Raw genomic sequence first — 16,013 nt, 5'->3', positions numbered from 1 at the left:
GGTTAGGTCGGAACGCAGGCGTTTCTGACAGGTTCGATTAGTATATCCGGACGTTCGACCAGATTGAAACGCCATCGCCTCGGGGACCAATTGTAAACCCTTTGTTCTTCTGGGTGATCTGCGATCATCAGGCCGTGAAAGTACCACTCGGATGTGGACTTATAGCCGGTGCTTACCGTGTAAAATGAGAATCCCCGCAACTCATGTAACGCTTCTATCGGAGAATTCGGTGCATGATGGGCGATGCAAAAAGGAGAGCCCGCCGCAATATGACGAGCCTGCGTCAGGATCATTGGAACGGTACTCAAGGACCATAGCGCCGTTACAGTCGTAACCAGTATCCCCAGTTTCGCAAAACGCGAGGGACGTGGTTTTCCCTTATCCCCGGACCAAATCAGAAAACTGGACCCGACAGCGATCGATAGACTGACACCGTGCAGAAGCTCCGTGTCCGAGCCAAGCGAAAACGCGGAGGATGCCACTGTGACGAAGAGACCCGCGGCAATGGAAACCGCTCCGAGGGTTACAGCGAGGGTGACGGGAATCAAACGCATACCCATCAGTGCAAGCCCCGCTACAAACAGCGGTACAATCGGTGCGAACCAAGTCGTCAGAAAAACCGCTTGTATCCAATGCGGGGGTCCGCTGCCGAATTGATTGGGTTCAAATGCTGACGGGTCAATTGGCTGAAAATAGGCCAGAAACATCATCATCGCATAAGCGAAAAATAGGATCTGGTACTTCAGTCGAGGCTGGATAGGAAAATCTTTCTGGTCAATCTATGTAGATGAAGCTGGCCAGTCGCCCGTAAGCTCAAGGCCAGCCATGGAAACAGGATTTCGTTCTAGAGCATAAGGCGCAGGACATGCCGGTGTGCCTCAGGTCTCGCCTATCGCCGACGATCTCTGCGCGAGCTCATCGGCTGGAACGCCACGCCTACATGCGCTTCGCAATAGGGCTTGCCCGCCTCAACCGGCAGGCCGCAGAACCAGAAATCCTCGGTCGCGGGGTCGCCCACGGGCCATTTGCAGGTTTTCTCGGTCAGTTCCATCAAAGTCAGCTTCTTGGCTTTCTTTTCGACTTCGTTGACCTTGGCCAATGCCTCGGGGCTGATTTCGTTGGCCGATGGCTGCGGCGGAAGTGGCTGACCGGCCGGGATGATCTGGCGGCGGGCAGGCACGGCCGGTTTCGCATCGGCGGCCGGGGCCGGGGCTGGGCGTGCCGGTTCGGTCTTGGGCGCGGGCTTTGGTTTGGCCTCGGCTTTGGGCGCGGCAGCCGGTTTTTCCTTAGGTTCGGCTTTGGCCGGCGACGCGCCGGTGGCCCGATTCGACAGGCCTAGGCGGTGGACCTTGCCGATCACCGCGTTGCGGGTCACGCCGCCCAGTTCTTTGGCGATCTGGCTGGCCGACTGGCCCTCGCCCCACATTTTCTTTAGCAGTTCTACGCGCTCGTCAGTCCAGGACATGATTTGCCTTTCAAAAGCGGAAAGCGGCCCCGGATTCGGGCCGCCTTGGGAATTCGTCTCAGCACTCTATTCTAAACACTGCGGGCCGAGTTACAAGCGGTCTTCGAATCAGGCAGAGGGCAAAACATGCAGATTTCCGCAGATCAGAACGCGCGCCGTTTCGGCGCGGTCAACTGGATGGGGCTATATACGCTGGCTCAGCGCGAAACGCTGCGGTTTCTGGCCGTATGGACTCAAACTCTGTTGGCCCCGTTAGTGACGGCTGGCCTGTTCCTGCTGATTTTCAACATCGCCATCGGACCCGGGCGCCCGGATGTGATGGGGGTGCCGTTCCTGACCTTTCTGGCGCCAGGCATCATGATGATGACCGTGATCCAGAACGCGTTCGCCAATACCTCGTCGTCGATGGTGATCGCAAAGGTGCAGGGAAACATCGTCGACACGTTGATGCCGCCTTTGTCACCGCTTGAGATCCTGCTGGGTTATCTGGCCGGCGGTGTGGCGCGCGGTGTCCTGATCGCCTGTGTGGTCGCGGTTGCACTTGCGCTGGTTTTGGGAATTTACCCGCAGAACCCGCTGTTTGCCCTGATCTTTGTTGTTCTGGGTGGGGCGTTTATGGGCGCCTTGGGTCTGTTCGCCGGGATTTTTGCCAACAAGTTCGACCAGATGGCGGCGATTACGAACTTTATCGTGACACCATTGGCTTTCCTGTCGGGCACGTTCTATTCGGTTGAGGCGCTGCCTCCGATCCTGAATCGCCTGAGCCATGTAAACCCGGTATTCTACCTTATCGACGGGTTGCGGTTTGGGATGATCGGGGTGTCCGACAGCTCACCCTGGTTAGGCATCTTTGTATGTATCGGAGCCACCCTGCTGGTCGGTGCACTGACCTGGCAAATGTTGCGGACGGGGTATCGCCTAAAGGCTTAACCCGTTTCAGCCAGTGCGCCGGGTTGGAAGGTCATTCTTGGCTTACCCAGTCTCGGGTGTAAATTTGCAGCCACGGCCCAGGCCCCGAACAGGGCTAACCCTCCGACTGCAAAAACCCCCGCGACAGGTGAGACCAAAAGGACCAGTGATGCAATTCCAGGTGTCAGAATGCCGGAAACGTCGCGGTAGCTGGAGTAAATCGCGGACATCTCGGTGCGCTCGGAAGGTTTTACCGCCATTAGGAACGGCAAGCCGGCGCAGATATCCAGAACAATCAGCCAGATGGACCCAAGGACCAGCGCCGCCACCGCAGCCACGGGCCATCCCGCGATGGCCCCTGCAGTGACAAAGCATGTTCCGCAGGCAGCAAAACCCACGCGAACCGCAGTGCGAATCGAACGCCCCTGAACCCAGCGCAAAATAAGCGGCGCGGCGAACAGCATCGCGTTGGTCGTGGACAGAAGGATACCGCCCAGCTGCTCACCCAATCCGTTTTGAATTGCAAAGATCGGCAGGTAAACCACATAGATCCACCAACCGCAGGATCGGATCATGGCAAAAAGATACCCTGCCACCAATCGGGGCTGAGCGAAAAAGCGCGGCAGAAACGCCAGCGGGCTTTTTGCGGGGCCGCGCGCCTTGGTGATTAACTTGCCATTGCCCAGTCGCATGCGCCAGAACTGGATCAGCATAACCGCGCCTGCCACCGCGCTGATGACAAAGGGGGCGGGGCCCCAGGCCTCGAGCAGCAAGACGCCCGCCATCGGGCCGCCTGCCCAGCCGAGGGCGCTGTAAAACATACGGCTTGTCTCGCATTTCCCCAACTCGATTTTGCTGATGTAGTCCAGAACGTAAGCGTTGAAGCAGATGAATGTGACGACAGTCGCGACCGTGTTCAGGGCCAAGGCAGCAACGACTGCCACAGGGCTGCCCTCAATCGCTAGCAGGGCACCACCGATGAACATGAGGCAACCGGCTGTATAGGCCCATCTGCGCGGTATGAAACGGATCAGGAATGGCACCATCAAGCCCGCAATCAACGAGATGACGCCAACCAGAAAATACAGCAGCGAGACCGAAGACGCGTCGCCTAGTGCCCGGTACATGGCCAGCGGAAAGACCGATATCAGAATACCGCGGACAATAGCCTCGAACCCGGCCAGGATTCCGAAGTCGCGGACTGATGGTGCTGGGGCGTGGCGCACCCATTCGGGGATACGGCGTTCGTGCATTTGTAAACTCTCAAATCAACTGAGGTCACATTGCGCCGGATCGATCCGGGTTCTTTGGGGTTTGCGACATACAGGTCGCCCCCGGGCTATGTGAGAAAATTTTTGGGGTTTCAGGCCTGCCTGGCCCGTGCCTCGCGCCAGACCAGAGTTAGTCCACCGGTGAGAATGATGGCCGAGCCGATCATGCTGATCCCGTCTGGGATCACGCCGAAAATCGCAAAATCGTAGAAAGCCGCGAAAATCAGTGTTGCGTAGCTGATCGGGGCAACAAAAGAGGCATCCGCCCGCGCCATACCGTTTACGAAACACGCCTGCGCGCAGGCCATAAGCGCGCCAATACCAACCAGCGCCGCCCATTGTTCTGAAGTCGGCATCTGGAAAACAAAGCTGACCCCGACCGAGGCAATCGTCAGTCCCATAGCGTTGTTGATCAGCAAAATCTGGATCGGGATTTCGCGACCCGAGAGCTTTTTGATGAAGATCAGTTCCATCCCGATCACGGCTGCCGCTGTAAGCGCCAACAGGGCGGCGGGTTGAAAACTGGCCGGCGAGGGTCGTAGCAGGATCAGTGCGCCAACCAGCGCTACCGCCGCGGCCAGCCAGCGCCACGGACCGACACCTTCTTTCAGCAACGGGATCGCCAACACCATCGCAAAGACCGGGTTGAGGAAAGAAATGGCTGTCGCATCCGCGATCGGAATGAACGCGACCGAGGCGAACATCAGCGTAATGCCGACCCAGCCAAAACTTGTGCGCCCAATATGCAGGCCCCAATGCGGACGCTGCAGGTGCGGCCGCATCACGCCGACGGCGGTGACAATCACGATAAACGCAAAAAGGAACCGCCCGTGGCTAATCTGCATCGGATGCAGTGCGGGACCCAGCGTGTCCGTTCCCAAAGCCTTGGCCAGCAAAGTTGTCCCAGCCAGCAATGCACTGGCGGCGGTGATTAGCACAGCGGCAAGAGGGGGATTGTGGGCTTTGGCAACGAACATGTCACAGCGGTGCGTTAGCGTACATCAAATGGCAAGCGACAAATGCCATACGCTATATTTTTTCGCAGGTTATTAATTTCAGGGTTTTCAGACGATGGTCGCACAGTTATACGGCCCCTCATGATCAAAATCGCACATATCCTGCGACTCCGACGCCGACGCTTTGCTGCGTAACCGGCCCTTTTGATCTGTTGGCGCTGCCCAAATCGGCGCTATTCCCACCAAATTAGTTGACGAACACAGGCCGAGTGTATCACTCACGAGGCTCAAGCTACCTGAAAAGGATGATCCCATGATCCCGTCCGTTTTGCCGACCTACAATCGCGCGCCCTTGACTTTCGTAAAGGGCGAAGGCGCCTGGCTGACCGAAGCGGATGGCCGACGTTTTCTGGATCTGGGCGCCGGGATCGCAGTGAATGCGCTGGGCCATGCCCATCCCGCACTGGTCAATGCCCTGACTGAGCAGGCGCACGCGTTGTGGCATGTCTCGAACCTTTACCACATCCCACAACAGCAGGCCCTTGCCGACAAGCTGGTCGAGCACACCTTTGCCGACACTGTGTTCTTCACAAACTCGGGCACGGAGTCTTGCGAACTGGCTGTAAAAATGGCCCGTAAGTACTTCTATGACAAAGACGAGCCCGAACGGGTCGAGATCATCACCTTCGACGGCTCGTTTCACGGCCGGTCCTCGGCCGGTATTGCGGCTGCTGGGTCCGAAAAGATGACCAAGGGTTTCGGTCCTCTGCTGCCGGGTTTTGTTCATGTCACGTTTGGCGATCTCGATGGTGTCACTAACGCCATCACCGATAAAACAGCCGCGATTATGATCGAACCCGTGCAAGGCGAGGGCGGCATCCGTCCCGTCCCAGACGCCGAACTCAAAGCCCTGCGCCAGATTTGCGATGAAAACGGCCTGCTTTTGATCCTTGATGAAGTCCAATGCGGCGTTGGCCGGACCGGCAAGCTGTTCGCGCACGAATGGGCTGGGATCACACCCGATATCATGATGGTCGCCAAAGGGATCGGCGGGGGCTTCCCGCTGGGTGCCGTTCTTGCCACCGAAGACGCTGCCAGCGGCATGACTGCAGGCACGCATGGTTCGACCTACGGCGGCAACCCGCTCGGCTGTGCCGTCGGTTGCGCGGTGATTGATCAAGTGGCGACACCCGCATTTTTAGAAGGCGTCAACCGCAAGGCAGGGATGCTGCGCCAGAAACTCGAAGGGCTGATCGCCGAGCACCCGGAGGTCTTCGAAGAGGTGCGTGGGACCGGGCTGATGCTGGGTTTGAAATGCAAGGCGCCTAATATCGACATGGTCAACGCAGGCTATGACAATGAGGTCATAACGGTTCCTGCCGCTGATAACGTGATCCGCCTGCTTCCGCCTCTGACCTTGACCGAGGATGACATCGCGCAAGCCGTGATCCGCCTCGACAAAGCCGCAGCGCAAGTCGAAGAGTCGATGGCCTCGGCTTAAGATACACCCGAATGAAAAGTGAACTGAAATGAACCATTTCCTCGATATCCATAAAACCGACGCGGGCGATCTGCGGAACATGATTGATCAGGCGGGCGCGATGAAACAGGCGCGTCTTGGGCGTCCCAAGGCGGCGCTGGACGAAGAACAACCGCTCAAGGATCGGATGGTCGCCCTGATCTTTGAAAAGCCTTCCACCCGAACCCGCGTGTCATTTGACGTGGGTGTGCGCCAGATGGGCGGGCAGACGATGGTGCTGTCGGGCAAAGACATGCAACTGGGGCACGGCGAAACCATCGCCGACACCGCCCGCGTCCTGTCGCGTTACGTCGATATGATCATGATCCGGACATTCGACGAGACCATCCTGACCGAGATGGCCGAATACTCGGATGTGCCCGTGATCAACGGCCTGACCGACCGCACCCACCCATGCCAGATCATGGCGGATGTGCTGACGTTTGAGGAACATCGCGGTCCGATTGCGGGCAAAAAAGTGGTCTGGACCGGCGACGGCAACAATGTCTGCGCCTCGTTTCTGCACGCAGCTGGCCAGTTCGGCTTTGACCTGACTTTCGCGGGCCCGGCTCAGTTTGACCCGGAAGAGGAGTTCATGGGTTTTGCACGCAAGAAAGGGTCGAAGATCGCGGTCGAGCGTGATGCGTTCAAGGCTGTTGAAGGTGCGGATCTGGTTGTCGCGGATACCTGGGTGTCGATGCACGATTCCCAATCGGCCAAGGAACGTCGCCATAATCTGCTGCGCCCCTATCAGGTGAACGCCGAGTTGATGTCACACGCTAAACCGGACGCACTGTTCATGCATTGCCTGCCGGCGCACCGCGAGGAAGAGGCCACATCCGAAGTTATGGATGGCCCCAACTCGGTCATCTTCGATGAGGCCGAAAACCGCCTGCATGCGCAAAAGGCAGTGATGCGCTGGTGTCTGGGGGTTTAAACCCGCCGCCTCACATCCCAAACCCGTAACTTGGCGAGCGTCCGGGCGCTCGCCAAGAGAACAAGCCCGCATAAAGCCCATTTGGTCATGACCTCCATGGTTCCTTCAATCAGCAGAGCATGCACGACGCTGCCGATGATCGTTATGGTCGCCAATCCTGTGTGCCCCAACCTCCAGATCCGAAAACGCAGGCCAAGGCGCTGACGAGCAAGACCTAGCAAGGCCGCCGCGAACGCGGCCCACATCGCGATCACACCCCACGCCGAAAACGGGGTTGGTGAAACGAACAACAACGCGTCGATGACGTCAGGAGGGCTTGTTATCCACAAACCGCCGACATGGACGAAAATTGCAGCGATCAGCGCCAGCCCACACCACTTGTGCCATTGACGGCTGGCAACCGGTGTCAGCCCCGGCAACCAACGACCCGCAAGTAGAGGCTGCAACAAAAGCAGGCACATTGAAACTACGCCAGAAAATCCAGCCGCGATGTAGATCGGTTCGCGCCAAGCCAACAGGGGGCTGGCGGCCGCCGCGATAATCGGTACCGCAATAGCAAGGACCACAACTGTCCAGATGACTATGCTTCGACGCACTGCGATCAGGCAGGTTGCAGAACGAAATGCGCGGCTAAGGTCTTGTCCTTGGAACTGCCCATGATCGGGCGCAGGAATACAGTCTCGAACTCGCCGCTGTCATAGGCCAAATGGCCATGTGGTTGGCCGAAGGCCGGCACAATCTGGGGCATTTCCAGCCGAAACTCGCCATTAGCATCGGTTAGCGTCGCGCCATGGCTTTGCGGGTCGCGTTCGTGGCCTTCTGTCGTGTGTGCCCAGATCTGGATGCGCTGGCCGGGAAGGGGCGCGCCATCACCGGCACGTCGCACCGTGCCGGTCATCCAGAACCCACCACCGCCGATCCGGTCGACGATCGGTGCGCCGGGGCGGTAATTGTTGGATCCACCTCGCATGGATGATGTGGGCGCCAGGCTTTTCGCGCGCGCAGGAACCAACAGGCCTGCCGCACCCGTTGCCAAAGCTGCCCCAGACGCCAGGACTAAAGAACGACGAGAGAATGTAACGCCAGCCATGCAAACCTCTCTGTTAAAAATATTCGCCTCACCTCGACAGCGCCGAGCGCGCTTTGGTTAGAAGATAGCACGAATTTTTAGGTTTCCGAGGGGCCGCGCGGCAGCGAAAGCAAATTGTGATTTCCTTTGACCATGACCTGACCCGGGTGCAATCCTGAAATCCGTCAGCTCATATCGGGAAGGCTTGCACGATGAAAATAGACGACTTCGTCACAGATGAAGAAATCAAGGCGTTCCAACGCGACGGTGCGGTTGTGCTGCGGTCCCGGTTCTCAGAGGATTGGCTGACGCTTTTGCGCGACGGGATAGATGCGGATTTGGCCCGACCTACCGATAATTTTACCCGCCATACCAAAGACCTGCGTGCACCTGCTTATTTCGAAGACTACTGGGCCTGGAACAAAATACCGCAATTCACAGAATTCGTTCACAACTCACCCTGTGCGTCACTTGCCGCACAATTGCTGGGTGCGCCGTCGATCAACCTGGTCATGGACAATTGGTTCCTGCGCGAGGCTGGGTCGACCTCACGCCCGCCGTTTCATCAGGATCTGTCATACTTTGACTTTGAAGGGACGATGTGTGTCCTGTGGTTGCCGCTTGAACCCGTAACCAAAGAAAACGGCATCGCCTTCGTTAAAGGTTCGCATCTGTGGGAAAAACTGTTCATGCGCGTGCGGTTCGCCGACGGGCATCCCAGTTATGAACCAACCGAGGTTGCCGGGCTGACTTATCACCCACCACCAGACGTCAATGCCGATCCGGGCGCGTACGATCTGCTGCAATGGGACATGGATCTGGGTGACTGTATCTTTTTCGATATGCGAACCTTGCACGGTGGGTTGTCCTCGGTCACCCCAACCGAAACAGTGCGTCGTTTTACGCTAAGGATGACCGCGCCGGATGGCATGATCCGGTATCGTGGGGACTGGGCCAAGGGTGAACGGGCGCAGTTCGAAGCCGCAGGATACCGTGAAGGTGATCGTATTGATGGCGCCTTTTTCCCACAGCTTTGGCCGCGTGAACCCGGATAACGCCTGATTATCCGAACACGTCTGTTGGGCGCACCCGCTCTGTGCATTTCCGCAAATTGAATGCCGGTTTTTGCTAATTATCATACATTATTGAACGCGACGTGTAGCAACGGGAGAGAAAGTATGAGTTGGAATCCCACCCATAGCCCAGAACTCCAATCGGATAATGCAGTTTTGGAAACGCTGATTATTCCCCGTGCCCGCGATTTGGGTGGGTTCGAAGTGCGGCGTGCGCTGCCTTCGGTCAAGCGTCAACTGGTTGGCCCGTTCATCTTTTTTGATCAGATGGGCCCGGCTGAATTCATTACCGACGGTGGCATCGACGTCCGCCCGCACCCTCATATCGGGTTGGGTACAGTGACCTATCTGTATCAGGGCGAGTTCGAACATCGCGACAGTCTGGGCACCCATCAGATGATCTATCCCGGTGAGGTCAATTGGATGGTGGCCGGTCGCGGTGTAACTCATTCGGAACGCACCAGCGAAGAAACACGCGGCAAGCGGCACAGCCTGTTTGGCATCCAGACCTGGATTGCGCTGCCTGAGGCGCACGAAGATATGCCCCCCGATTTCGAACACCACAAACAGGGCGCACTACCGCATATCGAAGACAACGGTGTTAGTGCCCGGCTGATCCTTGGATCGGCATATGGCGAAACCAGTCCGGTGACGATGCTGTCAGACACCTTCTATCTGGACGTGCGGCTTGAACCCGGTGCCGCCTTTCCACTGCCTGACGATCATGAAGATCGTGGCGTCTATGTCACTCAGGGTTCGGTCGAGATTGCAGGTGACATGTTCGAGGAAGGTCGCATGATGGTGTTCCGCCCGGGCGACAGCCTGTCGGTTAAGGCCGGTCCACTTGGCGCGCGATTGATGCTGTTGGGCGGTGCGACGTTAAACGAAGAACGGTACATTTGGTGGAACTTCGTGTCGTCGTCGAAGGAGAAGATTGAAAACGCGACGCGCGAATGGAAAGCCGCTGATTGGGCCAATGGTGCCTTCCATCTTCCGCCCGGCGACGATCAGGAGTTTATTCCGATCTCAGAAGACTTGGAGCGCACTAAGCCAAGACGGGCGCGTTGACCAAGCGTCAGGGGGCCTTGTCCGAACCTGCGATACCGGCAATCCTCGCCCCAAGGGGAGGGGTGCAATGAAGATCGTTATCGCGGGTGCCGGCAGCATTGGATGCTATTGCGGGGCTTTCCTGGCAGATGCCGGACACGCGGTTAGCCTTTTGGGCCGTCCTCGCATTCTGGACCCGATCCGCGAGAATGGCCTGACCGTTACCGATTTTTCCGGCCTGAACCTTAATGTCGCGGCCGATAAGCTAACGTTGTCGGAAAACCCTAATTGCCTGGTAGATGCTGAGTTGGTGATCGTTACTGTCAAAACGGCGGCCACGGCGGGTATGGCAGGTCAGATTGCGCAATTCGCGCCAACGTCTGCGCCGGTTCTGTCCTGGCAGAACGGAATGGAAAACGCCCGCGTTCTGCAGGCAGCATTGCCGGATCATGATGTTCGCGCAGGAATGGTGCCCTTCAACGTTGTGCCGCCCGAGCCTGCTAGTTTTCACCGCGCGACGTCCGGCGATATCGTGATCCAATCCGGCCCGGGTTACTTAGGGCAGGTACTCAGTTTACCTGATCTGCCAGTGATCGAAAGTGACGAGATCGAAGCCGTGCAATGGGGCAAGCTGGTCATCAATCTGAACAATGCACTGAATGCGTTGTCAGGGCTGACATTGAAGGATCAGCTGCTGGACCGTAAATGGCGCTGTTTGATGGCCGATCAGATGTCCGAGGCTTTGGGCGTGCTAAAGGCAGCTGGTCATCCTGTCACGTCGACGACCCCACTGCCTGCTTGGGTTACTCCACATATCCTGCGTCTTCCAACGCCGGTGTTTTCCCGGATCGCTGCGCGGATGCTGACCATCGACCCCAGCGCGCGAACGTCGATGGCCTATGATCTCATGGCAGGGCGCGTTACGGAAATCGGCAGCCTGCAAGGCGAGATTGTCCGACTGGGTGCGCAACATGGGCGGCGCACGCCGATCTGCGCAAGGGTTCAGGAATTGATTGAACAGAAGCCGGACGAAAGCTTGTCACCCGACCAGATTATCCAGTGAACCGACCGCGTTCAGGTGAACGCAGTCAGTATCCAGAAGATTACCGCCGACATTGCCGCCGCCGCCGGGACCGTGATTACCCAGGCTGCCACGATGGTCATGAAATGCGACCGGCGAACCAGTTTGCGCCGCCGCTGCTCTTCACGAGCAATACGCTGTTCGGGCGGACGGCGATCATTGCTTTTCTTGCGCCGGCGATCCTGATTCCATTCCCGGTAAAACCCAACGCCAAACACTGCACCGACTGCAATGTGGGTCGAACTGACCGGTAGCCCAAGCCAGCTTGCGACAATCACTGTGATGGCTGCCGACAAGGCCACGCAGAATGCGCGCATCGGGTTCAGCTTAGTGATCTGGCTGCCCACCATCCGGATCAGCTTGGGGCCAAACAGGAACAGGCCAAACGAAATGCCAAAGGCTCCGATCACCATCACCCATGTCGGGATCGTTACTTTTGAGGCAAAATCGCCGAACTCGGCGGCGTGAACGATTGCGGCCAGCGGGCCAACCGCATTTGCAACGTCATTGGCGCCATGGGCGAAGCTCAGGAACCCGGCCGAGATCACCAGAGGCAATCCAAACAGTGTTTTCAGCGATTTGGTTCGGTTCTCAAGCCCTTCGGATTTGCGCCGAACCCATGGCACGGTCACGGCCCAGGCAAGAAAGCCTGAGGTCAGACCAATCAAAAGCGCAATTTCCAGATCGATTTTCACGATCCGCTTCAAGCCTTTCACCGACAGATAGGTGGCAAATGCACCAGCCATCACGGCCACAAGAATGGGTACCCAGCGGCGGGCCGCGGCGATCTTGTCGTCCTGATATTGAATTTTGGCCTTGATCAGCGCCAGAAACCCGGCAGCAATAGCGCCGCCCAGAACCGGAGAGATCACCCAGCTGGCTGCAATCGCGCTCATCGTGCCCCAGCTAACCGCGCTTAGACCTGCTGCGGCAATGCCAGCGCCCATCACACCGCCCACGACCGAGTGCGTGGTGGAAACAGGCGCGCCGACCCATGTGGCCAAGTTGACCCACAGCGCTGACGAAATCAGCGCTGCCATCATCGCCCATATGAAGACATTGCTGTTCTGGACCGAAGCTGGGTCGATAATGCCCTTGGAGATGGTCGAGACGACGTCGCCGCCTGCCAGCAGAGCCCCCGCGCTTTCCGCGACGGCCGCGATGGCGATTGCCCCGCCCATTGTCAGCGCGTTCGCGCCAACAGCAGGGCCCATGTTGTTCGCAACGTCGTTGGCACCGATGTTGATTGCCATATAGGCGCCAAAACCGGCGGCAGCTATGACGATCAGCCCGCCATCGACCCGACCGAACAGAATTGCCGCGATAAGCCCCGCCATGACAATGAATGCTAGTGCTATACCCGGTGCAAGAAGCGGCCGTGCCACGTGCACGTTTGCATGCTCAAGGCGCGAAATTCGGTGTAGATCGCTGTCCAGAGCCTGCCAGCGGTTTTTTTCGTTCGTGTTCGACATCGGTTTTCTGTGGGTGATATGGTTTAACCGGCGCGGTTAACGGTTGCCCGGTCACGTTGCAACCGGCCTCACAGAAGTTTGTTGCGAAAGCGTTACATTTGACGCAGCATTTCGCGCAATTCCGGCTCTTGCACCAGCTCTGCGGCCTCATGCGGCGAAAACCAACGCCGTTCACGCTCGCTGACTTCGGGGAATTCCTCAGCCAGATCTTTGACATCTATGCGATACACATTGGTGCGTACAGGCTGGGCTGTGCCATCATCCAGGATCTTGTCATAGGTGAAATGTCCGACGGCCTTGCGGCCCAGATGTTTCACCTTAACCCCAGCCTCTTCCCAAGCTTCTTCCTTGGCAGTCTCTGCCCCGTCCATGCCGTCAATCGGCCACCCCTTTGGGATAACCCAACGACCCGTGCCGCGGCTGGTAATCAACAGGACTTGCTTGTCGTCGCCGGTTCCGCGTACGCACAAGGCTGCAAACTGAACCCTGTGAGGGCGTTGGAAGAAGGGTTTGCCTACTTCTTCCCAGATATTATTCAGCCATGATGCCATTGGTAAGAGCCATTACTTTTCTGAGATCCAAGGAAAAGTGACATAACAACTATGTTGTGGGGCTTCAATGCATCTATTGAAAAGGCATTTATGCTGAAGCAAACGAACGTCAGTTGCGCCGTTTGACCCGTAAGGTCGGATCGGCTTGTGTTGGGTCCTCGGGCCAGGGGTGTTTGGGGTATTGCGCGCGCATGTCCTTGCGTACATCCGCGTATGATCCAGCCCAAAACCCTGGCAAATCGCGCGTAATCTGGATCGGACGCTGTGCGGGGGACAGCAACGTGATCTTGAGCGCTTCGCCACCAATAACCGGATGCCGGGTGACGCCAAACAATTCCTGCAGGCGAATCGAAATCTCCGGAACCGTCCCGCCATAGTCAATCGGCACCTTGCGGCCCAGGGGCGTTTCAAAAGACCCTGGCGCGCGGCGGTCCAGTTCCTGTGTTTGGGTCCAGTCCAGCCGGGCACGCAAGGCGGGCAGCAAGTCGAACCGTTTCCAATCGTCTGCAGTCCGCTGGCCTGACAACATGGGCAACAGCCAGTCGTCCAGCGTTTCCATCAATCCATTCAGTGAGAAGTCCGGTAGGTTGGCCCCTTCGGTGCGCACCAATTCCACCCGCGCGGCCAATCGCGCAGAGGCACCTTCTAGTCGTAACCCCAGATCACGGACACCGTCCAGCATGGCGCGGTCGACGGCCTCGTCCGGAGCGTCCTTCCAGATGCGGTCATCCAGTGTGATCGCGCCAAAGCGTTCCTGTCGACGCGCAATGACTCTGCGTTCGCGCTTCGACCAGGCACAGTTGTCGACCCATTCGATCTGATCCGCAAACAGATCGCGGATTTCTCGTTCCGAGATTTGCGCGGCCATGCGCACTTTGGCCTCACGCGGGTTTCCATCCGTGTCGGTGACCACAAGATAGGGCGTGGCAGCCAGAGAGTCGTCGCCATCCAGCACGACGCCTTTACCGCCGGACAGAACGTAACGCGGCACATCGCCTTTTCGCCGTTGCCCGATCCGGTCGGGGTAGGCCAGCGCTGCCATGGCTGCAGGGCTCAGATCCTTCGAGTTGTTGCGTGTTCTCAGCCGTTTGGTCTCGGCCTTGATCCGTTCCAACGCGCCCATGTTGACTTGCCAAGCGCGGTTTCGTTGAAAGGCGCGAACATCACGCAACGCTTCAAGCCGCAGCTGCAGATCTACCGGAGCGCCCTTTAGCGGATCACGTTCTGCCATAAGCGCCGCCAGCGGAGCGGCGTTGGTCCCGGCCGTCACCAGCATATGCCCCAGCCGAGGATGCAGGGGCAGCGCAGCCAGGGCCCGTCCGTGGTCGGTGATCCGCCCTTTTGCATCCAACGCACCCAGCATGTTCAGCAATGTACGGGCCTCGGCCATCGTTCCTTCGGGTGGTGGTGTCAAAAAGGCCAGGTCATCCGGTTCGGCCCCCCAAAGCGCCAGTTCCAGCGCCAGGCCCGTCAAGTCGGCGGCTTCGATTTCGGCAGGGGGGTAGGCGGCCAGCGCGCCTTCTTCCCCCTTGGACCACAGCCGGTAACACACGCCCTCGGCCACGCGCCCCGCACGACCTGCGCGTTGGGTTGCTTCGGCTCGCGTCACCCGTTCCGTCACCAGACGCGACATGCCAGAACCCGGATCGAACCGCGCCCGGCGCGCCTGACCCATATCCACAACCACGCGGATGTCGGGAATGGTCAGCGAGGTCTCGGCGATTGACGTCGCGAGAACGACCTTGCGCCCTGTCTCGGCTGGCGAGATCGCTGCGCGCTGGGCGGCAAAGGGCATTGCGCCGAACAGAGGTCTAACAGCGCAATCGCCAGGCAACCGTTTGGATAGCGCGGCCTCGGCCCTGCGGATTTCGCCCTCGCCGGGCAGAAACACGAGCATGCCGCCCTCGGTTTCACGCTCGGCCTTGGCGACCAGATCTATTAGTGCATCCAGCCGTCGTGCCTGCGCACCCAATGGTCGGTCCAGCCAACGTGTTTCAACCGGATAACTGCGCCCATCGGACGTCACCAGCGGTGCGTCCATCAATCGCCCGACCGGTTCGGCGTCGAGTGTGGCGGACATCGCAAGCAGGATCAGGTCGTCGCGCAGTGCCCCGGTTACCTCAAGGCATAAAGCAAGCCCAAGGTCCGCGTTCAGGGATCGCTCGTGAAATTCATCGAAAATCACAGCGCCGACGCCGGGCAGGTCCGGTTCAGATTGCAGCATTCGGGTCAGAATGCCTTCGGTCACCACTTCGATGCGGGTCGTTTTTGAGATTTTCGCTTCGCCACGCACGCGGTAGCCCACGGTCTCGCCCGCGCGTTGCCCCAGTGTTTCGGCCATCCGCTCCGCAGCGGCTTGCGCAGCAAGCCTGCGGGGTTCAAGCATGACGATCTTACCATCACACACCCCCGCCTCAAGCATCGCCAGCGGTACACGCGTTGTCTTGCCCGCGCCCGGTGGGGCCTGCAAAACAGCCCGGCCTTTGGCCTTCAGGGCGTTAAGCAATTCAGGAATGGCGTCATCGATCGGCAGGCGTGTTGTCATTGGCGCTTTATCCGCCAAGCTCGGCGCAAGGTCCAGTTCTGCTTAGTCCAAAAGGTATCAGCCGTTGGCAGGTCAAAGAGGATCAACAGCAACACATAAGTGCGAAATTCAGGTCTCG

The 16,013-nt window shown here is 58.4% G+C and carries 15 protein-coding genes; 6 read left to right on the top strand and 9 right to left on the bottom strand.

Going from position 1 to position 16,013, the window contains the following annotated elements:
- Nucleotides 1-2 precede the first annotated feature (2 nt).
- Nucleotides 3-560, bottom strand: coding sequence for a hypothetical protein (locus tag GOW92_RS12720; protein WP_170560976.1), 558 nt, complete (start codon nucleotides 558-560; stop codon nucleotides 3-5).
- A 329-nt stretch (nucleotides 561-889) separates the two neighbouring features.
- Nucleotides 890-1,465: a GcrA family cell cycle regulator gene (locus tag GOW92_RS12715; RefSeq protein WP_170560975.1), complete on the bottom strand. Its 576-nt coding sequence runs from the start codon at nucleotides 1,463-1,465 to the stop codon at nucleotides 890-892.
- A 126-nt stretch (nucleotides 1,466-1,591) separates the two neighbouring features.
- Between GOW92_RS12715 and GOW92_RS12710 the strand changes: the two genes are divergently transcribed.
- The gene (locus GOW92_RS12710; protein WP_170560974.1) at nucleotides 1,592-2,395 is read left to right on the top strand and encodes an ABC transporter permease; all 804 of its coding nucleotides are present in this window, start codon (nucleotides 1,592-1,594) and stop codon (nucleotides 2,393-2,395) included.
- Here GOW92_RS12710 and GOW92_RS12705 read toward each other — a convergent pair.
- Nucleotides 2,392-3,627, bottom strand: a complete 1,236-nt coding sequence (locus tag GOW92_RS12705; protein ID WP_170560973.1) for an MFS transporter — start codon at nucleotides 3,625-3,627, stop codon at nucleotides 2,392-2,394. The genes GOW92_RS12710 and GOW92_RS12705 overlap by 4 nt on opposite strands.
- Before the next feature lie 110 nt (nucleotides 3,628-3,737).
- A complete protein-coding gene (locus tag GOW92_RS12700; RefSeq protein ID WP_170560972.1) occupies nucleotides 3,738-4,622 on the bottom strand; it encodes a DMT family transporter in 885 nt (294 codons plus the stop codon).
- Between the two features lie 292 nt (nucleotides 4,623-4,914).
- Between GOW92_RS12700 and GOW92_RS12695 the strand changes: the two genes are divergently transcribed.
- Together GOW92_RS12695 and argF are read left to right on the top strand one after the other, a co-directional pair.
- Complete coding sequence (locus GOW92_RS12695; RefSeq protein ID WP_170560971.1) at nucleotides 4,915-6,102, top strand: aspartate aminotransferase family protein; 1,188 nt, start codon at nucleotides 4,915-4,917, stop codon at nucleotides 6,100-6,102.
- A gap of 28 nt (nucleotides 6,103-6,130) precedes the next feature.
- On the top strand, nucleotides 6,131-7,057 hold the full coding sequence (argF, locus tag GOW92_RS12690; RefSeq protein ID WP_170560970.1) for an ornithine carbamoyltransferase: 927 nt from the start codon (nucleotides 6,131-6,133) through the stop codon (nucleotides 7,055-7,057).
- Here argF and GOW92_RS12685 read toward each other — a convergent pair.
- The gene (locus tag GOW92_RS12685; protein ID WP_170561524.1) at nucleotides 7,054-7,659 is read right to left on the bottom strand and encodes a ferric reductase-like transmembrane domain-containing protein; all 606 of its coding nucleotides are present in this window, start codon (nucleotides 7,657-7,659) and stop codon (nucleotides 7,054-7,056) included. The genes argF and GOW92_RS12685 overlap by 4 nt on opposite strands.
- Nucleotides 7,659-8,147, bottom strand: a complete 489-nt coding sequence (locus GOW92_RS12680; RefSeq protein WP_170560969.1) for a twin-arginine translocation pathway signal — start codon at nucleotides 8,145-8,147, stop codon at nucleotides 7,659-7,661. The genes GOW92_RS12685 and GOW92_RS12680 overlap by 1 nt, the downstream gene beginning before the upstream one ends.
- Before the next feature lie 191 nt (nucleotides 8,148-8,338).
- Between GOW92_RS12680 and GOW92_RS12675 the strand changes: the two genes are divergently transcribed.
- From GOW92_RS12675 to GOW92_RS12665, 3 genes are all read left to right on the top strand, one after another.
- A complete protein-coding gene (locus GOW92_RS12675; protein WP_170560968.1) occupies nucleotides 8,339-9,181 on the top strand; it encodes a phytanoyl-CoA dioxygenase family protein in 843 nt (280 codons plus the stop codon).
- Nucleotides 9,182-9,304: 123 nt separating this feature from the next.
- Nucleotides 9,305-10,267 (top strand): pirin family protein, encoded by a 963-nt coding sequence (locus tag GOW92_RS12670; RefSeq protein WP_170560967.1) that lies wholly within the window; start codon nucleotides 9,305-9,307, stop codon nucleotides 10,265-10,267.
- Between the two features lie 67 nt (nucleotides 10,268-10,334).
- Complete coding sequence (locus GOW92_RS12665; protein WP_170560966.1) at nucleotides 10,335-11,309, top strand: 2-dehydropantoate 2-reductase; 975 nt, start codon at nucleotides 10,335-10,337, stop codon at nucleotides 11,307-11,309.
- Between the two features lie 11 nt (nucleotides 11,310-11,320).
- Here GOW92_RS12665 and GOW92_RS12660 read toward each other — a convergent pair whose 3' ends face one another.
- From GOW92_RS12660 to hrpB, 3 genes are all read right to left on the bottom strand, one after another.
- Nucleotides 11,321-12,799 carry an inorganic phosphate transporter gene (locus GOW92_RS12660; protein ID WP_170560965.1) on the bottom strand — a complete coding sequence of 493 codons (1,479 nt, stop codon included), beginning with the start codon at nucleotides 12,797-12,799 and terminating at the stop codon, nucleotides 11,321-11,323.
- Between the two features lie 92 nt (nucleotides 12,800-12,891).
- Nucleotides 12,892-13,350: an NUDIX hydrolase gene (locus tag GOW92_RS12655; protein WP_170560964.1), complete on the bottom strand. Its 459-nt coding sequence runs from the start codon at nucleotides 13,348-13,350 to the stop codon at nucleotides 12,892-12,894.
- Between the two features lie 109 nt (nucleotides 13,351-13,459).
- Nucleotides 13,460-15,895: an ATP-dependent helicase HrpB gene (gene hrpB, locus GOW92_RS12650; protein ID WP_170560963.1), complete on the bottom strand. Its 2,436-nt coding sequence runs from the start codon at nucleotides 15,893-15,895 to the stop codon at nucleotides 13,460-13,462.
- Nucleotides 15,896-16,013 lie beyond the last annotated feature (118 nt).

The sequence above is a fragment of the Ruegeria atlantica genome (genome assembly GCF_013032505.1).
GTDB lineage: Bacteria > Pseudomonadota > Alphaproteobacteria > Rhodobacterales > Rhodobacteraceae > Ruegeria > Ruegeria atlantica_F.
Note: the sequence above shows the minus strand (reverse complement) of the source record. Positions and strands in the feature narration are given on the sequence as shown.